Source organism: uncultured Methanobrevibacter sp. (genome assembly GCF_902764455.1).
Lineage (GTDB): Archaea > Methanobacteriota > Methanobacteria > Methanobacteriales > Methanobacteriaceae > Methanocatella.
The window spans coordinates 1-22,398 of the sequence record NZ_CACWVY010000006.1; the positions used below are offsets into that span (position 1 = coordinate 1).

At 32.9% G+C, this 22,398-nt stretch carries 24 protein-coding genes; 8 read left to right on the forward strand and 16 right to left on the reverse strand.

Annotation, left to right across the window (positions count from 1 at the left end):
* Window positions 1–157: 157 nt before the first annotated feature.
* From QZU75_RS02305 to QZU75_RS02320, 4 genes are all read right to left on the reverse strand, one after another.
* Window positions 158–532 carry a 30S ribosomal protein S8e gene (locus QZU75_RS02305; protein ID WP_292745829.1) on the reverse strand — a complete coding sequence of 125 codons (375 nt, stop codon included), beginning with the start codon at window positions 530–532 and terminating at the stop codon, window positions 158–160.
* Between the two features lie 194 nt (window positions 533–726).
* A complete protein-coding gene (locus QZU75_RS02310; protein WP_296881333.1) occupies window positions 727–963 on the reverse strand; it encodes a hypothetical protein in 237 nt (78 codons plus the stop codon).
* A 9-nt stretch (window positions 964–972) separates the two neighbouring features.
* Complete coding sequence (locus QZU75_RS02315) at window positions 973–1,248, reverse strand: hypothetical protein (RefSeq protein WP_296881334.1); 276 nt, start codon at window positions 1,246–1,248, stop codon at window positions 973–975.
* A 67-nt stretch (window positions 1,249–1,315) separates the two neighbouring features.
* Window positions 1,316–1,663 carry a hypothetical protein gene (locus QZU75_RS02320; RefSeq protein ID WP_296881335.1) on the reverse strand — a complete coding sequence of 116 codons (348 nt, stop codon included), beginning with the start codon at window positions 1,661–1,663 and terminating at the stop codon, window positions 1,316–1,318.
* A 195-nt stretch (window positions 1,664–1,858) separates the two neighbouring features.
* On the opposite strand from QZU75_RS02320, the gene QZU75_RS02325 reads away from it, so the two are divergent.
* Together QZU75_RS02325 and QZU75_RS02330 are read left to right on the forward strand one after the other, a co-directional pair.
* Window positions 1,859–2,539 carry a DNA polymerase domain-containing protein gene (locus QZU75_RS02325; protein WP_394350226.1) on the forward strand — a complete coding sequence of 227 codons (681 nt, stop codon included), beginning with the start codon at window positions 1,859–1,861 and terminating at the stop codon, window positions 2,537–2,539.
* A 41-nt stretch (window positions 2,540–2,580) separates the two neighbouring features.
* Complete coding sequence (locus tag QZU75_RS02330) at window positions 2,581–3,270, forward strand: TIGR02253 family HAD-type hydrolase (protein WP_296881392.1); 690 nt, start codon at window positions 2,581–2,583, stop codon at window positions 3,268–3,270.
* A 21-nt stretch (window positions 3,271–3,291) separates the two neighbouring features.
* Here QZU75_RS02330 and QZU75_RS02335 read toward each other — a convergent pair whose 3' ends face one another.
* The 5 genes from QZU75_RS02335 to hemB all read right to left on the reverse strand — a co-directional run bounded on the left by QZU75_RS02335 (window position 3,292) and on the right by hemB (window position 8,700).
* On the reverse strand, window positions 3,292–4,065 hold the full coding sequence (locus QZU75_RS02335) for an exodeoxyribonuclease III (protein WP_296881337.1): 774 nt from the start codon (window positions 4,063–4,065) through the stop codon (window positions 3,292–3,294).
* Complete coding sequence (locus tag QZU75_RS02340; RefSeq protein ID WP_296881338.1) at window positions 4,065–5,606, reverse strand: phenylalanine--tRNA ligase subunit alpha; 1,542 nt, start codon at window positions 5,604–5,606, stop codon at window positions 4,065–4,067. The genes QZU75_RS02335 and QZU75_RS02340 overlap by 1 nt, the downstream gene beginning before the upstream one ends.
* A 67-nt stretch (window positions 5,607–5,673) precedes the next feature.
* Window positions 5,674–6,708: a tetratricopeptide repeat protein gene (locus tag QZU75_RS02345; RefSeq protein ID WP_296881339.1), complete on the reverse strand. Its 1,035-nt coding sequence runs from the start codon at window positions 6,706–6,708 to the stop codon at window positions 5,674–5,676.
* Window positions 6,709–6,820: 112 nt separating this feature from the next.
* The gene (locus tag QZU75_RS02350) at window positions 6,821–7,699 is read right to left on the reverse strand and encodes a triphosphoribosyl-dephospho-CoA synthase (RefSeq protein ID WP_296881340.1); all 879 of its coding nucleotides are present in this window, start codon (window positions 7,697–7,699) and stop codon (window positions 6,821–6,823) included.
* Entirely contained in the window at window positions 7,699–8,700 is a 1,002-nt protein-coding gene (gene hemB / locus QZU75_RS02355; RefSeq protein ID WP_296881341.1) for a porphobilinogen synthase, read from the reverse strand. Before hemB ends, QZU75_RS02350 begins: the two co-directional genes overlap by 1 nt.
* Before the next feature lie 161 nt (window positions 8,701–8,861).
* Between hemB and aroC the strand changes: the two genes are divergently transcribed.
* Window positions 8,862–9,962: a chorismate synthase gene (gene aroC / locus QZU75_RS02360; protein ID WP_296881342.1), complete on the forward strand. Its 1,101-nt coding sequence runs from the start codon at window positions 8,862–8,864 to the stop codon at window positions 9,960–9,962.
* On the opposite strand, the gene QZU75_RS02365 is transcribed toward aroC, so the two are convergent.
* A complete protein-coding gene (locus tag QZU75_RS02365; RefSeq protein ID WP_296881343.1) occupies window positions 9,959–10,882 on the reverse strand; it encodes an MBL fold metallo-hydrolase in 924 nt (307 codons plus the stop codon). The genes aroC and QZU75_RS02365 overlap by 4 nt on opposite strands.
* Window positions 10,883–10,893: 11 nt before the next feature.
* Window positions 10,894–11,814, reverse strand: coding sequence for a DUF2121 domain-containing protein (locus tag QZU75_RS02370; RefSeq protein WP_296881344.1), 921 nt, complete (start codon window positions 11,812–11,814; stop codon window positions 10,894–10,896).
* Window positions 11,815–12,144: 330 nt separating this feature from the next.
* On the opposite strand from QZU75_RS02370, the gene acs reads away from it, so the two are divergent.
* Genes acs through QZU75_RS02385 form a run of 3 tightly spaced genes read left to right on the forward strand, consistent with a single transcriptional unit; the run spans window position 12,145 to window position 15,274 of the window.
* On the forward strand, window positions 12,145–14,241 hold the full coding sequence (gene acs / locus QZU75_RS02375) for an acetate--CoA ligase alpha subunit (protein ID WP_296881345.1): 2,097 nt from the start codon (window positions 12,145–12,147) through the stop codon (window positions 14,239–14,241).
* Window positions 14,242–14,294: 53 nt separating this feature from the next.
* Window positions 14,295–14,651 (forward strand): hypothetical protein, encoded by a 357-nt coding sequence (locus QZU75_RS02380; protein WP_296881346.1) that lies wholly within the window; start codon window positions 14,295–14,297, stop codon window positions 14,649–14,651.
* Complete coding sequence (locus tag QZU75_RS02385; RefSeq protein WP_296881347.1) at window positions 14,648–15,274, forward strand: DUF447 domain-containing protein; 627 nt, start codon at window positions 14,648–14,650, stop codon at window positions 15,272–15,274. Before QZU75_RS02380 ends, QZU75_RS02385 begins: the two co-directional genes overlap by 4 nt.
* Before the next feature lie 21 nt (window positions 15,275–15,295).
* On the opposite strand, the gene QZU75_RS02390 is transcribed toward QZU75_RS02385, so the two are convergent.
* The 3 genes from QZU75_RS02390 to QZU75_RS02400 form a co-directional block, all read right to left on the reverse strand.
* On the reverse strand, window positions 15,296–16,267 hold the full coding sequence (locus QZU75_RS02390; protein WP_296881348.1) for an ABC transporter substrate-binding protein: 972 nt from the start codon (window positions 16,265–16,267) through the stop codon (window positions 15,296–15,298).
* A gap of 145 nt (window positions 16,268–16,412) precedes the next feature.
* Window positions 16,413–16,616 carry a MoaD/ThiS family protein gene (locus tag QZU75_RS02395; RefSeq protein ID WP_296881349.1) on the reverse strand — a complete coding sequence of 68 codons (204 nt, stop codon included), beginning with the start codon at window positions 16,614–16,616 and terminating at the stop codon, window positions 16,413–16,415.
* A gap of 9 nt (window positions 16,617–16,625) precedes the next feature.
* Window positions 16,626–17,942, reverse strand: coding sequence for a GMC family oxidoreductase N-terminal domain-containing protein (locus tag QZU75_RS02400; RefSeq protein ID WP_296881350.1), 1,317 nt, complete (start codon window positions 17,940–17,942; stop codon window positions 16,626–16,628).
* Between the two features lie 361 nt (window positions 17,943–18,303).
* Here QZU75_RS02400 and QZU75_RS02405 point away from each other — a divergent pair, with 361 nt between their 5' ends.
* Both QZU75_RS02405 and QZU75_RS02410 read left to right on the forward strand, forming a co-directional pair.
* Window positions 18,304–19,311, forward strand: coding sequence for an ATP-binding protein (locus QZU75_RS02405; RefSeq protein WP_296881351.1), 1,008 nt, complete (start codon window positions 18,304–18,306; stop codon window positions 19,309–19,311).
* Window positions 19,312–19,319: 8 nt separating this feature from the next.
* Window positions 19,320–20,075: a HesA/MoeB/ThiF family protein gene (locus QZU75_RS02410; RefSeq protein WP_296881352.1), complete on the forward strand. Its 756-nt coding sequence runs from the start codon at window positions 19,320–19,322 to the stop codon at window positions 20,073–20,075.
* Window positions 20,076–20,119: 44 nt separating this feature from the next.
* On the opposite strand, the gene fdhD is transcribed toward QZU75_RS02410, so the two are convergent.
* Both fdhD and QZU75_RS02420 read right to left on the reverse strand, forming a co-directional pair.
* Window positions 20,120–20,950, reverse strand: coding sequence for a formate dehydrogenase accessory sulfurtransferase FdhD (fdhD, locus tag QZU75_RS02415; RefSeq protein ID WP_296881353.1), 831 nt, complete (start codon window positions 20,948–20,950; stop codon window positions 20,120–20,122).
* A 49-nt stretch (window positions 20,951–20,999) separates the two neighbouring features.
* Window positions 21,000–22,388 (reverse strand): glutamate--cysteine ligase, encoded by a 1,389-nt coding sequence (locus tag QZU75_RS02420; RefSeq protein ID WP_296881354.1) that lies wholly within the window; start codon window positions 22,386–22,388, stop codon window positions 21,000–21,002.
* Between the last annotated feature and the right edge of the window lie 10 nt (window positions 22,389–22,398).

Consider the following 22,398-nt stretch of genomic DNA (forward strand, 5'->3'; position numbering starts at 1 on the left):
TGATAAATTCTTAAAGGATAGTACACTAAAATACAATTTAATATTTTCATAATACTGATTTAAAGTATTATAATGAAATTCTTAAATTGACGGCATTGAAAAAATATTTGAAAAAAAGTATAAAAAAAAGAGAGAATTAAATATATGTCAAATATATTTAAATTAAAATTCCGTTAATAACACCGTCTTGACCAGGTCTTGATGTTACTTTAGCATTACCTTCAGGAGTTTCTACAATAGCCCCTTTAGTAATGATGTTCCTTCTAACGTAGTTAGGGTTTGCAGTGTTTTCAATTACACCGAGAATGTCAACTACTTGAGTTTTACCGTTAGCATCAGTAACGTTGATTTTATTACCAGTAGCTAATCTGAGTTTTTCATTTCCGCCACGGGTTCTGATTTTTCTTAATTTTTTCTCATCTAACCTAGTTTCAGCTGGGTCTCTTCCTAATTCTGATTTCCTTTTTCCACGGTTTGCAACATTTCTTGCACCAGATGGACTTCTTGTTGATTTTCCTTGAGAAATTGCCATTATTTCACCTAAATAAATATAATATATAATATAATAATCGCAGTCTATAAGTCTCTTTCCAATTAAAACTATTTGCAAGATAAATAATAGCTTAATTTTTGAGAGCAAAAAAGAGCCTTAAAGAATAATGATAATTAAATATTAATTTATCATTATATATAAATGTTTTATTTTTAAGGCAAAAATAGTAAAAATTAGGATTTGTGATTTAAAATAAAATCATCCAATAAATCATCAAATTCCTCTTCTGAAATCTTATCATCAGAAGCCGCTTTTAATATTTTTTGAATTTCCTCTTCTGAAACTTTATCTCCAAGCAAATCCAATAATAATTCTCTTAAATCTCCATCATCAATGTACGCTTCACCATTTTCAGACATTATGTGAGATTTTTCTTCATCATCATAAACATAATAAGGAATTTCATCCACAGGACTCACCTAATCAAAATCAGGGAATTCATAATAAACGATTTCATAAGGATCATCATCAAAATACCATTCATTAGGTTCCATCATTTCATCGTCATCATCATCCTCAATTATGAAATCATCTGCTTCTTCACCTTCAATTTGAAAAACAATATTAACATCATCGCCTAAAGCTTCTAAATCTATACCTAATTCATCTAAATCAATGACTATTTCATCATCATCACTTTCAGGTACAACAATAACAATCTCATCGCCAGGATTAATATTTATTTTTTCATCCATATTATCACCCAATGATTAAATCTAATATAACTATTAAAATTAACCTATATAAAAATATGGATTGTAATTATATGTTACAATCCATTATACATTCCAAATCAGGAATTCCAAAATCGTTTTTGCATCTAAGAGAACAGATTTCAGAATTTTCAACAAACATCATAAAATAAAGACAGCTTTCATTGCAGTCAATACCTATTTTAATGTTTGCACTTTCTAAACATTTTTTTGAAACATTGAAAACTTCAGATGCATTATTTATCATGACTGAAGCAGGAAGGTTATTTTTGTCAATGTTTAAAAAAATTCCTTCTGAAATACCATAATTGGCACTGTATCCATTCTTACCATCTATCTTACCAACAAATGTATCGTTTATCTCATCATAACTTGAAATCAATCTTTCTGTTTTCATGTTATCAACTCCATACTATACTATATAGGACATACAATATATCCAAAGTCCAAGAGCATTTGATAAGTAATATCCAGTATTTTTAAGCTAAATAAAACCCAATTAAGACAATAAAATTGCAATGACAATGTAAAATTGACTTCAAAAAAGAATATTAACACCATCCAATATATAATAACATAGGTGTAAAAATTGATTGAAGAAAGCCCAGAACAATTAGCTCTTGAAGCTGAAATCAAAGCGCAAGCTCAAAAATTCATCACTTATCTCAATTCAACCCTTCCGGAAAGCATGGAACTTGAATATGAAGGTTTTTACAGAAGAGGATTTTTTGTAAGCAAAAAAAGATATGCTGTTATTGAAGATGGAGAGATAATAGCTAAAGGATTGGAGTTAGTCAGAAGAGACTGGGCACCGATTGTTAAAAAAACACAAGAAGAAATTTTAATGTCTATTTTAAAGGAAGGAAATTCCGACAAGGCCATTAAATCCGTTAAAAAAGTCATGAAAAGAATTAAAAAGGGCGAAGTTGAAAACAAAGAACTGATTATTCACACCCAAATCACCAAACCTCTTGACCAATACAAACAGGTAGGCCCCCATGTTGTTGCTGCAAAGAGAATTGAAGAGCACGGCATTAAAGTGACAAGAGGAACCATTATCCAGTACATTATCGTTAAGGGAAAAGGCTCCATCAGCCAGAGAGCTGTTCCTTATGAATATAGCGAAGGATATAAATATGACAAGGATTATTATATCAACAACCAGTTGATTCCTGCAGTTGAAAGAATTATGTATGCCTTCGGATATACAAAAAAAGACCTGGAAGATATGGCACGCGGAGAAGTCCAACAAAGTTTAGATGCATTTTTCTAAAAAAATTTAAATAATTCTAAAATTAAAATAACAATTATATGATGGAATATGATGACCGTGTGGTTTTCTTTGATATAGATGGTACACTGATGGACACCACTGATTTCGCTGAAACTGCAAGAAAAGCAGCTATAGGTCTAATGGTAGACAACGGATTACCTCTAGATAAAGATGAAGCATATGGAGTTTTAAAAACTATTATTCGTGAAAAAGGATCTAATTATGGTAAGCACTTTAATATGCTAACTCAAGTTGTTTTAGGCCACGAAGATCCCATGCTTGTAGCGCTTGGAATGACTACCTACCATAACGTTAAAATGGCACTTTTAAGACCATTTTCCGAAACTATCAATACATTAATCTATTTAAAAAGTCAAGGATACCGTTTAGCCGTTATTTCAAATGGAATTACCATCAAACAATGGGAAAAACTTGTTAGACTCAACATTTATCCGTTTTTCGATGAAGTAATTACATCCGAAGAGGTAGGTATGGAAAAACCTAACAGATTAATCTTTGATGTTGCACTTAGAAAAATGAATGGAAACCCTGAAAAATCAGTGATGATTGGAAATAAATTTAAAGCAGATGCATTAGGTGCTGTTAATGCAGGATTAAGTGCAATTTTGGTAAATTCCGATGTTACAGAAGAAGACAGGGAATATATTAAAAAAGAAAAATTAGATATTACAATTGTTGAAGATATTGGTGATGTTGATACTATTTTATAATCACCAAAAATTCACTATTTTTTAAAATTCAAGTTCCAAAGTTACAGGACAGTGATCGGAACCATATATTTCAGATAATATTTCTGCTGATTTTACATTATCCTTAATTTCTTCATTAACATAGAAATAATCCAATCTCCAACCAGCATTCCTTTCACGTGCGCGAGTTCTGTAACTCCACCATGTAAAGTTGTTTTCACCCTCATCAAACATTCTAAAAGTATCAATGAAGCCGGCCTTTTCAAGTTCATCAAGCCAGGCACGCTCTTCAGGAAGATAACCGGATTTTCCTTCACAGTTTTTAGGGTTGTAAACATCAATCGGATTGTGGGCAATGTTATAATCTCCAGTAATAACCAGGTTTTTGCCCTGACTTTTAAGCTCAACGAGTTCATCCAGCAATGCATTACAGAAAGCGATCTTGAAATCAAGACGCTTAGCTTCCATACCACTGTTTGGGAAGTAAATGTTGTATAAAATGAAGTTAGGATACTCAATTTTTAATACTCTTCCTTCTTTGTCAAGCTCTTCAACACCAAGCCCGCATGTTACATTAACAGGCTCAATTTTGGAGTATGTTCCAACTCCACTGTAACCTTTCTTTTCAGCTTCATTGAAGTGCTGGTGGAATCCATCAACATCTGCTAATTTCTTAGGAATCTTATCCTGAGTTGCTCTTACCTCTTGAAAATTAATAATATCAGCATCAGTTTGACTAAACCAGTCCCAAAATTCATCTTTTTTGGAAACTGCTCTAATTCCATTGACATTCCAAGAAACTAGCTTTATTGACATTATAATTCAACACCTTGTGAAATAGGCAATTCTCTAAGCCATTTAATGTCACTTTTATAAAGCATACGAATGTCTTCCACATCATATCTGATCATGGCAAGCCTTTCAATACCCAAACCGAAAGCTAGTGCAGGCTGGTTAATACCCAATGGTTTTAATACTTCAGGTCTAAACATTCCGGCACCACCAAGTTCAATCCAACTTTCCTTTTCTTCAAGATAAATTTCAGTTTCAGTAGATAAATAAGTATAAGGGAAGTAAGCAGGTCTGAATCTGACTTCAAAACCTAATTTTTTATAAAACTCTTTTAAAGTACCTAAAAGATTTTGATAACTGATTTTTTCATCACAAACCAATCCTTCCACTTGGTGGAATTCAGGCAAGTGCTTGTAGTCGAAAGTCTCTCTTCTAAATACTCTTCCAACAGAAAACATTTTAATTGGAGGTTCATGTTCAAATAAGTGTTTTGTAGATATTCCAGTAGTGTGAGTTCTTAAAACACTTTGACGAGCAATATCTTCACTCCAATCATATTGCCATCCAACTGAACCGGTATCCGCACCGTTTTCGTGAGTTTCAGCAGTAAGTTTTACCAAATCCATATCTGGTAAGTCACAGGTTAATGGATTTTTAAGATAGAATGTGTCCTGCATTTCACGGGCTGCATGGTCCTGTGGCTGGAAAAGAGAATCAAAGTTCCAAAATGCAGATTCAACATACTCCCCATTGTCTTCTGAAAAACCCATATTTAAAAAGATTTCTCTAATTTCATCAATGATTACTCTTAACGGGTGTTTTTTACCTGAAAAGATAACAGGAGCTTCTGCATTAATATCATATGGACGATATTCCAAACTTTTCCATTCTCCATCTTTTAGATGTTCATGAGTTAATTGAGTAGCTTGTTCTTTAATTGTAAATCCTATTTTAAGGATTTCTTCACCTTTAGGTAAGATTTTAAATGAATGTGAGGTTTCTTTTTTAATGTTTAAAATGTTTTTCCTACCGGTTAGCTTTAAAAATCCATCTCTTAAATCATCTGTGAAGAGTTTTACACCTTCGGCATTAACTTTAAGATATTCCAATACCCTTTCATCAACATCAGGTTTGTGTGAAAATTCTTTACCCATATCTGTAATGTTGATTTTACCTTTATCAATTTGAGCCCAGTTTTTTTGACGTAACCATCCAAGAGCAATTCCTGTTTCTTTTTTATCAATGCCTGCTTCATTAGCCAAGTCTTTCATTGGAATCTCATTTTTTTTAGCTAAAACTTCCAATATTTTACGTTCCGGAAGTCCGTGTTCTGCATATTCACGGCCGTCATCAGTTAAGGAATATGTTTCCTGAACCTTTTTATCAACTTCAATTATATCCTTTGAAGCAAGAGAACCTGCAGCACTCATAACTGATTTAATGTTCATGCCTGTATTTTCTGCAATTTGCTCAGGATTTGCATTGGGATTAGCTTCCAGTTCTTTTAAAAGTTTCTTCTCATAAATATGTAATTCACTAATGGTTTTTTCAATATCCTCACTCATTTAAACACCATAATTTAAAGATTAATAATATATTAAAATATGTTTAAAGACATTAATAAAATTAATGTTAATCATCAATTACAAAAACCTCATCAAAAACAGATAATGAATCAGGGTCAAGTTTTACAGCCTTTTTAAAGCATATTTCCGATTCATCATCCATTCCCAATTCACTCAACGCTATAGATTTATACATCCATGATAAGGCGAAATCTTCATAAATTTCCAAAGACTTGTCCAAATATTGAATTGATTTTTTAAATTCACCTTTATTAATCAGATGCTTTGCCATTTCAACAAGATATGTGAAATCATTACTGTCCAGTTTACATGCTATTTGAAAGTATTCGTCAGCCAATTTAAACTGACCCAGTTCAGAGTATATGCTGGCTTTGTTGATAACTGAACTGATATTTAAAGGATCTAATTTAAGAGCCTCATCATAACAATTTAAAGCCTTGACAAATTCCCCTTCCCTATAATATACTGTTCCCTTATTAGACCACGAATCAACATTAGGCTCCAATTCAATGGCTCTGTCAAATGCTTTGATTGCCTTTGAGGGATAGTTCTGTTCAAGCAGAAATGCTCCCTTGTTATTCCAATATGAAGAATTATCGGGATCAATTTTTATAGCCTTATTGATTAGCTTTATTGCCTTTTTATACTTATGGAGAAATCCGAAGGATATTGCCTTAAAATTTAATGCCTCACTTTGGTCAGGTTTAATTTTTAAAGACAAATCCAGATACTTAATGGCATTTTGAAAATCGTTGAAAATATAAATCATGTTCAAAGCAAAGAGAAAAAAATCTTCAGAATTATCCAGATTTCCAAATGCAGGACTGTAATTAGAATTACCAAATTCCATTGTTAAAGCCTGCTGAAAAATTTCAAAAGATTTTTCTTCATCATCGAAATAAACTGCCAGGGATTTTCTATATAATGCTTTTGAATAATCTTTATGACCTTTAGGAATTGTTTCTAAAAGTTTTATTGCTTCATCTATTTTGGACTGACCAATTAGTTCATTATAGTCCTCAAATAAGTTTTTATAATCACTGGATTCAATATCTATTAATTGCCCTAACTTTTCGTTCATGTTCATACCACCTAATAATTCGTGTATGAACATATCATCTGAAAAAGTAATAAAATTAAGGCAAGTGCGAAAAATCACAAAAACACAAAGGCACTAAAAAGAAAAAGAAGAGTTATTCGAAGTTTGATTTCAAATAACTTACAAAAATAGAAGCTGCAGTTAAATCAGCTGTTGTTCCAGGATTATATTTATTTTTAAATAAATAATCATCGAATTCCTGAAGTCTTTCATGAAAATCAGGAGAATCCTTCATTTTAAGCAGATCCCTTGTCATCAGGGAAACCTTCAAAGCTTCATCATTATCATATTTTCTTGAAATTAAAGTATCCGGAACATGAGATAAAATAGTTAAAAATGTTAAAATACAGGATTCATTTTGAGATTTCTCCTGAATAAGTTTATGATATGTAGGATATCCCAATTCAAAAACTGCAGGCATATCTGAGGTCATCTCACGGGCAAGCATGTCCCATGGTGCAGATATCTTCAAAACATCATACATTGTCTGATTATTATCCCTCAGCTCCTGTTTTGCATTTTCGCTGGCCACATCATATTCATCCTGGTCACCCATTCCCCCGGCGTCTGCAATGTTGATTGCATCGTACAAATCGCATGCATCGTCAACAGAGGTATTTGCCATGACCAATTTAACATTTTCCCTGATATCATCAAATGAATCACTGACGGCAGCTGCAACTGCAATAGGAGTTATCATCATGACAATTCCCAAGTTAGTGTTATTTTGAATCCATTTGTCGGTTTCAGCTACTGCCTGCAGGATGTATTTACCAAGTTTCGGATTTTCAACATCAACGTCGCTACATGCTTCACGGATTGTATCTCCAATGACGATTCCACTTATTATAAAATCTTCAAAAACCATGTCATCATAATCACGAGTTCTGTGAACATTTCCCGGCTTTGGATATCCGCTTACTTCAAGTGCTGATGCAATTTGTGCCAGTTTTGCTATTTCTGACGGATTCATTATATCATCTCATTTAATAGTAAATATGGTGCGAAATTAGTGATAATCAAGTCTGCTCCAGCTCTTTTAATTGAAAGAAGTGATTCTAAAATTGCGCGTTCAGTTAAAAATCCCTTTTCGATAGCAGCCATGAGCATTGCATATTCCCCGCTTACATTATACGCCACCAAAGGCAACATAAATTCATCACGAACCATTCTTACAACATCCAAGTAAGGAAGTGCAGGTTTAACCATTAAAAAATCACATCCTTCAATAACGTCCAGTTCACATTCACGGATTGCTTCAACCGCATTGGCAGGATCCATCTGATAGGATTTTCTATCTCCTGCATGAGGGGATGAACAGGCCGCAACCCTGAACGGTTCATAAAATGCAGAGGCATATTTTGCTGAATAAGACATTATCATTACATTGGTGTAACCGTTTTCATCCAGACATTGTCGAATTGCACCAACTCTTCCGTCCATCATGTCTGAAGGTGCAACAATATCGGCACCGGCTTCAGCATGAGAAAGGGCAACTTTTGCAATGTATGGGAGTGATTCATCATTCAATATTTCAATTCCATCATCAGTATCATCATTATCCACTATCATTCCGCAATGTCCGTGTGAAGTATATTGGCACAAACACACGTCTGTAATTACAACAAGATTTGTTTCCTTTTTAAGTTTTCTTACAGCTTTTTGAACAATACCTGTTGCTGAGTAATCCGGAGTTGCAATCTCATCTTTAGTATCCTCAGCAGGTATTCCAAATACAATGATTGATTTCAATCCTTTTTCTTCAAGCTGTTTTGCAAACTCAACACCTGCATTTAAGGAGAATCGAAATTCCCCCGGAAGTGATGAAATTTCTTCCTTTTCCATGTCATTAAGTTCTTCTTTAAAATAAATCGGATAAATCAAATCCTCTTTTTCAAGTTTGGTTTCACGAACTATATCTCTAATTTTAGCATTTTTTCTTAATCTTCTCATTCTTGTTGTCGGGAACTGCATAATTATCACTTGGTTAATAATTTTGATTTGAAATTATATAAAAATTTAGTAACTGAAGATATCTAAATTAAATTGAAACAAGTTTTCAGTCAATGCAAAAATTCAAACATTTAATAACATTAATTAACAAACATTACACCAATTACTTAAAGAGGCTTAACATGTCAAATTCAATCGGAGAAAAATTCAGAATAACAAGTTTCGGTGCAAGTCATGGTGTTGGTGTAGGTGCTATTGTTGACGGATGTCCTGCAAATCTTGAATTAAGTGCAGAAGACATTCAAAAAGAACTGAATAAAAGAAAACCTGGAACAAGTAGTGTTACAACACCTAGAAAAGAATCCGATGAAATACAAATATTATCCGGAATATTTGAAGGTAAAACTGATGGAACACCAATCACAGGAGTTATCTTTAATAAAAATCAGCATTCTAAAGATTATTCCATGTTTAAAAACACTCCACGCCCATCCCATGGAGATTACGGATGGATGATGAAATACGGTAATTATGACTATAACGGAGGAGGAAGAGGAAGCGGTAGAGTTACCATAGGACATGTAATTGGGGGAGCAATAGCTAAAAAACTTTTAAAAACTCAAAATATTGAAATTATATCCCACGTTACCCAAATAGGAAATGTTAAAGCCGAATCTCAGGATTTTGAAACCATCAAAGAAAATATTGAAAAAAATCCAATTAGATGTGCAGACCCTAAAGCTGCCAAAAAAATGGAAGAATTAATTCTATCTAAAAAACAGGAAGGTGATTCAGTTGGAGGAATTGTTGAGACAATTGCCGTTGGAGTGCCTCAAGGTCTTGGAGAACCTGTTTTTGAGAGACTTGATGGAGACCTTGCAAGAATATTGATGAATATCGGTGCGGTTAAGGGAGTTGAAATTGGACTTGGATTTGATGTTGCCAACCATACTGCATCAGAAATTAATGACGAATACCAAATTGATAACGGCAAAGTCACCACAAAAACAAATAATTCCGGAGGAATTATTGGTGGAATGAGCAACGGAATGCCAATCGTTTCAAGAATTGCTGTAAAACCAACCCCCTCCATTTCAAAATGTCAGAATTCTGTCAATTTAGAAAAACAGGAAAACGAAAAAATAGAAATTAAAGGAAGGCATGATCCATGCATCTGTCCAAGAGTGACAGTAGTGGCTGAATCAAGCACTGCAATTGTCCTTGCAGACCACATGATTCGCTCAGGATTCATCCATCCTACCAATTTAGAAAAACAACATTAATTTTTTTTCATAAAGGATACTTCATCAAACTCGTTATTCTTAAAGGCAATTTGATAAGTATTCTTTCTTTCATTGTTGAATAGGTTATGAGATGTGCTGTGAGCTGATGATTCAACATCCTTAAGAGATATTAGTCTAAACCTTTTAGGATTATTATAATTTACATTAAAAGATAAACCATCATAAGCAGCAATTGTTTTAATTCCGGTTTGCTTTGAAACCTTTTTAGCCTCAGTTACAGGATTACTGGATATCATTTTAAGACCCAAATGAGTCATGACCGCAACTTTTGGCTGAACTTCACTAATCAAATCAATGAAATTGCGGGTGCACATATGTCCGTTAATTGTTCTGTTTCCAGGTCTCAATACACTGGCTATTAAAATATCAGCACCTTCATGTTCTTTAGCTAAACCATCAAAATAACCTGTATCAGAAGTATATGAAATTTTAAATCCATTATAGTCAATTTGGAAACCTGCACCTGTAGGATCACCATGCTGGGTTCTAGTACCCTTAACTTTAATATTGTCAACATGCTTAAATTCATCAGGTTTCAAAATGACCTTATCGGACTGGGACTGATGATATCTGGAAATACAAGGACCCCATTTATCAAATCCCTTTAAAACACTTTCACATCCGAAGATAGTACCGTATCTTCGTGTCATACCCTTGGTCATGGATTCAATGAGAATCTCGGCATCATTATAATGGTCAGTATGTGCATGGGATACAAAAACACCGCTTAAGTTACGCGGATCAAATCCAAACTGATATGTCCTTACAAGAGCACCAGGACCCGGATCAATATGATAATTTTTTCCACCCAAATTATCAATCCTAAATCCTCCAGTCATTCTTCGTTGTGAAATAGCGGAAAACCTTCCACCACCACTGCCAAAAAATGTTATTTTCATTTAAATCCCCATCACAAAGAACATAATATTATATCACATTTGAGAGATGACTTATCTTTTTTAAGGCATAAGTCTTCATCTTCAATAACGACTTTATCTCCTATTTTGACATCATTACTATCGCTGAACATTAAAACATTTTGACCCGGACCTGCCAATTGTTTCCAATTTCCATCCATTGCCTGTGTCTTGTCATTTAACTGAACATAAATCATGTTTCCGTCAACTGAAACGACTTTACCTACTTCACCTTTGTCAATGATTTTATTGGCCATGTCAATAGCTATGCTTTGCTGAACCAGCTGTTCAGTCAAGTCCTGTCTAAACTTAATCAATACTTTAATATCATGGTCAATAGTAATGTTAAGATGCTTTTGAGCTTCAGAAGTATTGTATTTAGGCTGCTGAATTAATGTATCGAAATGGGAACCCACAGTAGGAGTTTTGGAAGAGACTTCTCTCATAATATCTTCAAATACTTCACCCATATATTTCAGACTTTGGGAGGCCTTCCATTTCTTCTGAATAAGGTCCTGAGCCATATGTTTTGCGTAATTATTTCCAAAAATGATTATTCCTTTCTCACCGGCATTACGTGACAGTGTTTCAGAACCCAATAATTCCACAATTTGATAACCATTTGTAGTTCCGTAGATTCTTCTACGTTTTGTTTCCATGGTCCCTTTTGTACTTACTTCTCCACGAACACAGTTACCGACAATTTTTAGTTTGTTTGCATCATCGGTAATTTTAATAGAAATACCCAATTCATCAGCACGTTTTGAAAACTCATCATCTGTTTTAATTTTACCTGAATATAAATCTGATTCTAATTCCTCTAATCTAGCCTTATCACCGAAATATCCTATCTTTCTCTTATCTCCAGTCATCACACATCCTTTTTTACCAATGTATGCTATAATTAAGCTCATAATATCCCTTTAATTAGATATTTTACATTTTAGAAAATATCAAAAATTTATTATTTATATCTATTTATATTCATCATATAATAAATAGTTTAAGCGAAAACACATGAAAAATAATAATTCTAAAAATTAATTTTCAAAAATAAAAATAACATTTTTCTAAATCATGCAAAAAAAGAATAAAGACTCCATAAAATTATATACTAAGAATTACACGATGTTTAACAATATATTTAAATAGGAATATAACATAAATTATATTATAATAATTCTTAATTATTTATCATTATAAATGCAATGATGATAAATAAGAAAAATTATAGGAGAAAAAGTATGAAAGATCTCAATAAAATGTTTAAACCTGAATCCGTGGCAGTTATTGGTGCTTCCAATACTCCTGGAAAAGTTGGATATATCATTGTAGATAATCTCATAAATGATGGATTTGAAGGCAAAATATATCCTGTAAACCCTAAAGGTGGAGAGATTTTAGGCAAAAAAGCATATGCTAACATAAAAGACATTCCTGAAAAAGTAGACTTGGCAATAATTACCATACCTGTTGCATTTGTTAACCCAACAGTTAAAGAATGTGGAGAAGCAGGTGTAGAAAACATGGTAGTTATCACTGCAGGTTTCAAAGAAGTAGGAGAAGAAGGTGCTAAATTAGAAGCAGAATTAACAGCACTTGGTGAAGAATATGGTATAAACATTATTGGACCAAACAGTTTAGGAATAACTGATTCACACACTCCTTTAAATGGTTCATTTTCACAAATGATGCCTCCAACCGGAAACATGGCTTTCATTTCCCAAAGTGGAGCTATGATGGTAGCTATTATCGATTGGAGTGTAACTTCTGGAATTGGATTCAGTAAAGTTATTAGTCTAGGAAACAAAGCTGGAGTAACTGAAATCGAATTATTACAGTACTTGGCTGAAGATGATGAAACCAACGTAATCATTTGTTACTTAGAATCCATTTCCGATGATGAAGACTTCGTAAGAACCATGAGAGAAACTGCACATAAAAAACCGATTATTGTACTTAAATCTGGTTCAAGTTCCGCTGGAGCAGCAGCTGCATCCTCACATACAGGAGCACTTGCAGGCAGTGATTTAGCATTTGATACCGCATTTAGGCAATCTGGAATTATGCGTGTAGAAACCATGGCAGAGTTATTTGACTTAGGTTTAGCATTCTCCAAAGCACCACTTCCAAAAGGTGACAATGTAGCTATCATTACCAATGCAGGTGGTGGAGGAGTACTTACCGTAGATGCAATGGAAAAAGCAGGATTACAACTCGTTCAATTTGATGAAGAAACAACTGCAAGATTAAAAGAATGTGTTACTGAAGAAGGTAGTGCTAAAAACCCTATTGATGTATTAGGTGATGCACCAGTAAGCAGATACAAAGAATCACTGGAAATTGTATTAAGTCAAGATGAAGTTGACAGTTTAATCGTTATGGTTTGTCCTACTGCATCAGCAGATCCTGATGGAATTGCAAATGCTATTTTAGAAGAAAGAAAAGAATTTGACAAACCGATCATTGTTGTCAACATGGGAGGACCCTCCTTTGAAGCTGCAAACGATGCTTTAAGAGAAAATGGAGTACCAACCTACGTATTCCCTGAAACTGCAGTAACCGCACTTGAAGCAATGACAAGATATGCCAGATTAGAAAACAGAGTATATGACGATGTTGTCGAAAAAGTTGACGACGTTGACAAAGACGCTGTCAAAACAATATTCGAAAAGGTCAAAGCTGATGGAAGAGACACATTACTCGGTAGTGAAGCTTACGCAGTAGCTGAAGCGTATGGAATTTCAGCAGCACCTATCAAATTATCCACAAGTGCTGATGAAGCAGCAAGCCTTGCAGAAGAAATGGAATTCCCTGTTGTGCTCAAGATTGCATCCGATAAAATTTTACACAAATCCGATATCGGAGGTGTAAAAGTAGGAATAAGCAGTGCTGAAGAAGCAAAAGCAACATTTGATGAAATTATTGCAAATGCTAAAGCAGCTCACCCAGATATTGTTCCTGACGGAGTAGAAGTGCAAAAAATGATGGATTCCGGTGAAGAAGTCATTGTCGGTATGATTCGTGACAAACAATTCGGTCCTATGATTGCATTCGGTATGGGAGGAATCTATGTAAACCTCATTGAAGACGTATCATTCAACCTCGCAAAAGGAATGAGTTCACAAGAAATTGATGAACAAATCGATTCAACTAAAGTATCCAAACTACTTGCAGGATACAGAGGAGAAGCACCTTGTGATGTTGAAGAAGTTAAAGAAGCTATCAAAAGAGTAGCCAGATTAACTTTAGACTTCCCAGAAATATCCGAGTTAGACATCAACCCAATCTTCGTATACGAAGAAGGTTCAAGTGCACTCGATATTAAAATTAAATTATAATTTCTCTTAGGAGAAATTACTCTTTTTTTCTTTTTATTTTAAAATTTGATATTATGTATGGTGAAATTGATTTAGAACTATATACTCTTTCTATAATAAGATTAAATACTGCTTTTGAAAAATTGAAAAGTAAAAACGACATTAATGAAATTAAAACAATGTTTAAAGAGAGTTATAGTGATTTGGACAAATTATACAAAGATATTGTTGAAGATTTAAACCGAAAAGAAGTAAATCTGAATGAATATTATATGTTTTTCTCAAATGGAAAACAGACATTTCCTCTATATATTAAAATTCTTCAGGAAATTGAAAATGATGAGCTTGAAGAGGAAATTTCATCATTGATTAATGTATTTGAAAATTTAAACAAAATTGCAGAACCCTTTTCCACAGAGATGATAAAATGAAATATGATTTAAAAAAATTCGGTATCGAAAAGGACCTGCAGTATGAATGCATCACAACCACATTAAGTAAAGACGGAATAAAAAATGCAGGTGCTTTTGCATTCAAATATCTTGGAGACGGCAAAGTATTCTGCAACATATTCGAAGGATCAAAAACACTGCAGAACATACTGGATACTAATGAATATGTAGTTAACATTACACAAGATCCTCTTGTTTTCACATATGCCACACTAAATTGTTTAGGCGATGAATATTATACCAGCGACAGTGACATAGCCCTCATTAAAAACACTCCAGTTTACATTATTGTGGATGTTGAAGATGTTGAGATTAAAACTCCTGAAAATTTTCCGATTAAACGTGACAATAACATTTACTTCATAACAGGGAAAATCAGAGATGTTGTTGTTAATGATGAAAACATCCAGGCATTTAACAGAGGCCTTCCTGCACTTATAGAATGCCTTGTTAACTTTTCAAGATATAAAATAGTCGATGAAGAAAAAAGAAAAGTCTATATGGACAAAGTCATTGAAAACGAAAGAATCATAAACAAAGTTTCAGATGAAAAGACTAAAAAAGCAATGGCAGGTTTGAAATCTGAATATGAAAAAAATTAAAAAAAAGCATAGTAAATGAAACTATGCTTCCCAGTACAATTTATCATGAGGTATAGTACTGTTTAAAATACCAATATCCACTTCAAGTTTTTGGAATGCGTCTACATCAGCTTTGAAAGTATTGTCAATACCTGAAATAAATGGGAAACTTTTCAATGAAAGAGCTTCTATATCAGAATTGGACACAATGTCTTTAGGTAACAGTTCAACAACTTTATTTGCACTACCATTTTTAACGTTTTCATTAATGAAGTTGGTAGCATTTGCATGAATAGCTACAATATCTTTTGCAGTATTTTCATGGTTTTTGATAAAGTCATCTGATGCAACAACAACACAACATGGGTGGTTTGGTAAAATAATTTTACTGTCTGCTAAAACCTTATTTCCACTGTCATTTGCAGCGATACTTACATAAGGTTGGAAAGTAATAATACCGTCAATTTGTTTTGTTTTTAAAGCATCATTCATTGAAGGAACTTTCATAGCTGAAACATTTAAATCCTTAATAGACATTCCATTTTGTTTTAAATAGTATGAAAGCAATACATGTTGAATGGATGCTTCACCAGGAGTTGCAATAGATTTACCTTTTAAATCAGCAGCAGAGTTAATTCCAGAATCTTGAGTTACAACAATTCCACTACCTTCAGTTTGAGCGGATGAAATAACTTTAACTGGAACTCCTTTTGCAACAGAAGATAAAACAGGAGCAATTCCAACATAACCAACATCGACTTCACCACTAGCCATAGCAGTCATTAAGTCTCCACCATTGTTAAATTGGACAAGTTTAGTAGTAATGTTTTTTTCAGCATATTTACCTTGAGCATCAGCCACAAATAATGCAGCGTCGTGGTCTGAAGGCAAATAACCTATTTTTACAGTGTTGTCTCCTCCCCCTAAAAAGTCGAAGAGCCCAGCACTAGCCGCTCCCATTACTAAAAACGCAGCAAGTGCTAACACTAAAACAAAAGTTATCTTTTTATTCATTTATTTTCACCATTAATTAATTTAAATTAACTACAATTATTAATATTATGAATGTAGTATAAATATATATACATTAAAATTAACAATTGTTATATTGAACCCCTTAATAAAGTATCATATTCAGAGATATATAAATTTTTCTAAATTATCCCCCATAAATAATCTGAACCAATTTTATTTCGTCACCATCATTTATTACGCTTTCTTCAACTGTTAACTCGCCGTTTTGCTTTGCAACAACCGTTTGAGAAGACAGGTTCAGATCATTTAACAAATCATTTATTGTATAATTTTCATTTTTTAATTCTCTAATTTCATCAATATCCTTAAATTTTAAATTAAAACTCATAATATCACTTTAAATTATTTGATTAACAATTTTTGCTACTTTTTTGGCTATTGCAACTATAGTCAATATTGGAGGTCTTCCGGGAGCTTCAGGAATCACACTTGCATCACAAACATATAATCCTCCTATTTTGCTTTCGAAATTATTGTCAACAACTTCACCTACGGCAGCAGTTCCGCCGGGATGTGCTCCTTTAAGAGAAGTTGCAACAATAGATTCACCAGGAACCCCAAGTTTCAATAAGATATCTATTGCTTTTTTATAACCCTCTTTAATTAAATCAACATCGACTTTAGTTAGTGTTTTTTCAATATTTCCATTATTATCAATTGTTCCAATGCATGTATCAGCAAATTTAAGCATTAATCCGATGACATCTTCTTCATTAGCATCAATTCCTTTTTTATTCATTAATGGTAGCAATTGCATCGAATAATGTGGAGATAAAAAATATGGTCCGAATTCTGCTTTAACACCCATCATCAGCTCATTTTTTAAATTTGCATCCTTAAGATATCCTCCGATTGTTGTGAATATATCAAAAAATATCTGATTTCCCACATTTTCAATTCCTGAATTTTTAAGTATAATTGGAGTATTAAGTGCCCCTGCGCTAAGAATAACTTTTTTTGCCCTGAAAATTTGCTTTTCATTATTTGAGTTTAATGCTGCAACACCTATAACCTGACTGTTTTCATGTAAAATTTCAAAAACATTCATGTCTTCAATTAATTCAGCACCATATTCCAAAGCTTCATCAATAAAATAAGTGCCGTCCCATTTTGCATCAAAAAGACATCCATTAACGCACTTCCCACATAATCTGCATTTTTCAAAATTGATGAATTTAGGCATCGGTTCGACAATGTAACCCAATTCCCCTCCTGCCTGTGCAATCAACTCTGTTGAGTGTCCCCATATCTTTTTTGGAAAATATCTTACATTCAACTCACCACTAGCTTCAAGAAGCTCTTCAAATATATCCAATTTTTTATCTTCAAACTGCTGCATTATGGAGTTTGAATAACATCCGCTACATGAAAAACATGCATTGCCTATTGATGATGTGGTTGTTCCTCCAATTTCTTCAATATTAGTTAATTCCAAAGGCAATGTTAAAAATTCATAGTTTTTCATGTCTTCTTCAGTCAGATTATTATTTAAGTAAATCTTTTTAGTTTTCATGTGACTTACATAACTGCCAAGTTTTTGCCTGCATCCTTTCTCCAGAATCAGAACTTTCCTCCCAGCTAAAGACAGATCCTTTGCTACAGTTGATCCGCCAGCACCGGTTCCAACAACTATTACATCATAAATATTTAACACCACCAAAAATTAACAATTGTTATATTATTTAGAGTATAATATAAATCTTTCTATGAAAAATTTAAAAAATCAATTAGAAAATAAGATTATGTTTAATATGGATATTTCAAATATGATTATAATCAAATTTTATACCATGAAAAATATAAAAACATTTATATAATATAGTACACTATCTGTATTTATGGAAAAAAATAACTATTGTTATATAGTTATATTTTCGAAGGGATTTGCTTTTTCCATGAAGAGGTTTTATAAAATATTTTGTTTTTAAATCTCCAAAACTAAATATTATAAAAAACATAAATAGAACATGAGTTTAAACTCATTTTAAAGAATAACAACCTATTAATGGGATATAATGATTATTGAAGATAAAATTAATATTGTAAAAGACATTTTAAAAGATAAGAAAGTAGCTATTGGTTTTTCTGGAGGTGCAGATTCAACATTGATGGCTTACTTATCTTCAAAAGTTGCATCAGACACATTAGCAATTACAATTGATAATCATTTATTTCCAAATGGGTTCATTGAACATACAAAAAACATGTCACAGTCTTTTGCAATATCTCATGAGATTATTGATATTGATTTTTACAATGACAAAGAGTTTTTATCTAATTTACCGAGTAGATGTTATACCTGTAGAAACTTAATGTATGCTCAAATTAAGCAATTGGCACTTGAAAAAGGATTTGATTTTATCTGTGACGGCAATAATATTAGTGATTTAGTTAATGACCGGCCAGGGATACTCATAACATATAAAAATAATTTTAAAACTCCTCTGATTGAAGCCAAATTAACTTCAAAGGAAATTCATGAGTATCTGAATAGAAACAACATTCCATATTCAAGGTCCACTACATGCCTTGCTACAAGGATTCCGACAAATACTCAGACTACTCATGAAAAAATTGAAAGAATCAGTGCATGTGAAGATTATATTTTAGCAAACACAAAGTGTGAAATAGCTAAAGTTAGAGATTTTGGAGAAACCAGTATAGTTGAAGTGGATAATATAAATCAGATTTTTTCTGAGAACAAATATAATCAAATCAATGATGAATTAAAAAGGCAAGGTTATAAGAAAGTTGCACTAAATTTATCGCAAATTGATGATGATGAAAGCATTAGCATTGACTACAAAGACAAGTCATTTCAATATCAACTTCCATACACAATAAACCTCAAAAATACAAGAAAACAAATCCAAAGTATAATTTCTGATGATGAAGAAAAAATAGAATTGGACAAAATAACCATTTACAAAAATGGATTAATAAAAGGTCATGATTTAGAAAGTCGTGAACTTGCACTAGATACATTTATGGAAATCTTACCAAAATTAAGAAGAAATATTTAGGTGAAAAAATGCCAACAAGATACATAGGTGATGGATATTGGGAAATTGCTTCCCGTCAAATGAGTATTGTAACAAGAAGCGAACAACAAAGATTCAAAGATGCTAAAATCACAGTTATTGGTTGTGGAGGAATCGGTGGAGAAACCATTGAAATGCTTGCAAGAATGGGAATTGGCGAGCTGGTTTTAGTCGATAAAGACGCATTTGATTTATCTAATTTAAATAGACAGACTTTAGCATCAATAGCAGATTTAGGGCTTGAAAAAAGCTCAGTTGCTGCAGAAAAAGTGAGATTAATCAACCCTTATGTTAAAACAACCATCTTTAACGAACACATCGATCAGACAAACATCGATAAAGTCATTGGAGACTCCGATATTGTTATTGACGCTTTAGATAATGTCCTAACAAGAGTAATTGTTTCCAGAAAAGCCCGTGAGAAAAAAATTCCATATATCCATGGTGCCATTCATGGAACAATGGGTCAAATTACTGTATTTTTACCCAACAGTGACAAAACCTATGAAGAAATGTTCAATTTACCATCATTAGGTAAAGAATTAGATGATGAAACAATTGAAGCATTAAAAAATGTAACTTCCGGTGTTCCACCAGTTATCGGACCAACTCCAAATTTAATTGGATGTTTAGAAGCATTTGAAGCATATAAAATAATAACTGGAGTCGGAAAAGTTACCGTTGCTCCAAAAATATTAACATTTGATTTGCTTGATTTAGCTTCATTTAGCCTAGAAGAAATTTAAATAGATGTGAAAACATCTATTAAACTTTATTTTTTAAAAAAAAACTATTTTTCCAAATTTACACGTTCCGGTGCAGTAAAAATAGTAAATCTGTTACCTCTTACAAAACCAACCATAGTAATATTACCTGCACGAGCCACATCAATACCTGATGATGCAGGAGCTGCATTTGAAATAATTATTGGAATTCCAACCCTTATAACTTTTATTAACATATCTGCAGGCATTCTTCCACTATATGAAATATAACATTTACTAAAATCATAGCCTTCCCTTGAAGCTGCACCAATAACCTTATCAACCGCAACATGGCGGCTTACATCCTCCCTGATGATGATTTTATCTTCAAATTTTAGTTGTGCTACATGAACCCCTGCAGTTTTCTGCCAGATTTTAGCCTCATCAGTTAGATGTTTGATATCTTTAATTATTTGGGTTGCATTAATTTTTAAATCAGAAGTATTTGGTTCTATTGTTTTTAACTCAGAGCGTATTCCACCAGCATTATCAGAATTAACTCCCTGATATTCAAGCAGTCTGCAAACACATGCATGTTCACAGTTTCCCTTTCTCTCCTGAACAATGCCCTCCTGTTCCAAATCTTCTTCCGGATCATGATTCAGATTTGTAGAGACCAAAACATTTGTCCCATCCAAAGTTATTGACTCAATATCCGAATAATCCTTTATTAATCCTTCACCAAGACAGTATCCTATTGCAAAATCCTCCAAATCTTTTGGATATGTTGAAAACTTACGCGGAGGTAGATAATCAATGAATAAATAAGTATATTCGTCATCTACACTGTTTTCTTTAATTGTTTCATATTTACCATCTTCCCATCGTATTACATCAGTTTGTCTTAGAAAATCCATCAAAACACCCCATTAACAATTGTTATATATTATATTAAAAAAATTTAATTTAATTTTTAACCAAAGCAATGTCTGCATACTTTTTAACTCTTTCATATTCTTTGGAATCTATTTTTTTCAGGTTATTAATGCTTGTTTTCTTGTTATTTTTAGATAAATCCCTGTGGGCATTAATATAACCCTCTTCCTCAATGATTTTTAAAAGTCTTTTTCCATAGGTCAAATCAGGATTTGAAACACGACCAAGCATCAAAGTCAATGTATCAAATTCATCAAATCCCACAACTTCACACATTCCAAACATTTCATTGATAATCTCGGAAGCCCAGCTTTTAAGAGTAACTTCCCTGCCATCTCTCAATAGTCTCATCGAATCAACATATGCTTTCTCAGCAGTATTTTCCTCATTGATTTTAGCTTCCTTCTGCCAATCGTCATAATCTGATTCCTCTTTAATCAACATGTATATTAAAAATAAATGCAAAAATTTCATGTCATGCTTTACAAGACCACACTGATAAAACGGGTTAATATCCAATGTTCTTATCTCAATATATTCAATTCCATCAGTATTTAGTGAATTCAATAAATCTTGAGGATTTTTTGGTTTTAATCTGATTTGAGTATATAACTCCTTTGCCTCAGACAAATCGCCATTTTCAATGAAAGAATTAACATCCCTTGAAAACTCTTCAACAGAATTATAAGAAGGGTACAGGTCTTTTAGATTCTTATATCCGCAAGATGCATTTCTAAATGAGGGTCCTTTTGTAGAATAATAGCTGCCGAAATCATCACGAGCATCCATTAAATGAATACACTCATTGGAAAATGTTTTATGAGACCCGATTGAACAGCCGGTCAAATAAATAATTAACCAACAATATCTTAGGTAATTCCTAGTTATTTTTAAATAAACATTGTTTTTGAACTCTTTAAAACTCAAATCACTACCTTCCATAGCGTATAAATCTTTTAAGAAATCATCTGAAAATGAAAAATTAAAATGAACTCCAGAAATCATCTGCTTTTTAACACCATATTTTTTAGCCAAATCCTCACGATACTTTTGAGAAGATGCTCCTTCATCGGAATATTGAGCTATAGGAATCTGATCCCAATACGGCAAAATACATGGAATGGATTGAAACCAGAGATATTCATCATGCGGAAGGGATGCATTCACCAAATCAGCAATCAGAGAAAATGTATCAAATGCCTTATCAATTGTATTAAATGTAGGAGTGATAATTTCAATCTGACTTTCTGAAAAATCAGTAGTAACTAAAGGATTAGTCAATTTATCCCCAAATACTTCAGGATGAGGGGATAATGATAATTCACCATCACCTTTGGCTCTCAAGCTCTCCCATTCAATTCCAAATGAACCTGACAAAATTTCATCCAAAGATAATTTGGATAAGCTTAATAATTTCATTTGAACCTCC

Bases quoted from the DNA above. Each gene is read 5' to 3' on its own strand.
- QZU75_RS02305 (WP_292745829.1), bottom strand. From the start codon at position 532: ATGGCAATTTCTCAAGGAAAATCAACAAGAAGTCCATCTGGTGCAAGA.
- QZU75_RS02330 (WP_296881392.1), top strand. From the start codon at position 2,581: ATGGAATATGATGACCGTGTGGTTTTCTTTGATATAGATGGTACACTG.
- QZU75_RS02380 (WP_296881346.1), top strand. From the start codon at position 14,295: ATGTATGGTGAAATTGATTTAGAACTATATACTCTTTCTATAATAAGA.
- QZU75_RS02315 (WP_296881334.1), bottom strand. From the start codon at position 1,248: ATGGATGAAAAAATAAATATTAATCCTGGCGATGAGATTGTTATTGTT.
- QZU75_RS02385 (WP_296881347.1), top strand. From the start codon at position 14,648: ATGAAATATGATTTAAAAAAATTCGGTATCGAAAAGGACCTGCAGTAT.
- fdhD (WP_296881353.1), bottom strand. From the start codon at position 20,950: ATGGATTTTCTAAGACAAACTGATGTAATACGATGGGAAGATGGTAAA.
- aroC (WP_296881342.1), top strand. From the start codon at position 8,862: ATGTCAAATTCAATCGGAGAAAAATTCAGAATAACAAGTTTCGGTGCA.
- QZU75_RS02420 (WP_296881354.1), bottom strand. From the start codon at position 22,388: ATGAAATTATTAAGCTTATCCAAATTATCTTTGGATGAAATTTTGTCA.
- QZU75_RS02405 (WP_296881351.1), top strand. From the start codon at position 18,304: ATGATTATTGAAGATAAAATTAATATTGTAAAAGACATTTTAAAAGAT.
- acs (WP_296881345.1), top strand. From the start codon at position 12,145: ATGAAAGATCTCAATAAAATGTTTAAACCTGAATCCGTGGCAGTTATT.
- QZU75_RS02345 (WP_296881339.1), bottom strand. From the start codon at position 6,708: ATGAACGAAAAGTTAGGGCAATTAATAGATATTGAATCCAGTGATTAT.
- QZU75_RS02365 (WP_296881343.1), bottom strand. From the start codon at position 10,882: ATGAAAATAACATTTTTTGGCAGTGGTGGTGGAAGGTTTTCCGCTATT.
- QZU75_RS02395 (WP_296881349.1), bottom strand. From the start codon at position 16,616: ATGAGTTTTAATTTAAAATTTAAGGATATTGATGAAATTAGAGAATTA.
- hemB (WP_296881341.1), bottom strand. From the start codon at position 8,700: ATGCAGTTCCCGACAACAAGAATGAGAAGATTAAGAAAAAATGCTAAA.
- QZU75_RS02320 (WP_296881335.1), bottom strand. From the start codon at position 1,663: ATGAAAACAGAAAGATTGATTTCAAGTTATGATGAGATAAACGATACA.
- QZU75_RS02370 (WP_296881344.1), bottom strand. From the start codon at position 11,814: ATGAGCTTAATTATAGCATACATTGGTAAAAAAGGATGTGTGATGACT.
- QZU75_RS02410 (WP_296881352.1), top strand. From the start codon at position 19,320: ATGCCAACAAGATACATAGGTGATGGATATTGGGAAATTGCTTCCCGT.
- QZU75_RS02350 (WP_296881340.1), bottom strand. From the start codon at position 7,699: ATGAATCCGTCAGAAATAGCAAAACTGGCACAAATTGCATCAGCACTT.
- QZU75_RS02335 (WP_296881337.1), bottom strand. From the start codon at position 4,065: ATGTCAATAAAGCTAGTTTCTTGGAATGTCAATGGAATTAGAGCAGTT.
- QZU75_RS02340 (WP_296881338.1), bottom strand. From the start codon at position 5,606: ATGAGTGAGGATATTGAAAAAACCATTAGTGAATTACATATTTATGAG.
- QZU75_RS02390 (WP_296881348.1), bottom strand. From the start codon at position 16,267: ATGAATAAAAAGATAACTTTTGTTTTAGTGTTAGCACTTGCTGCGTTT.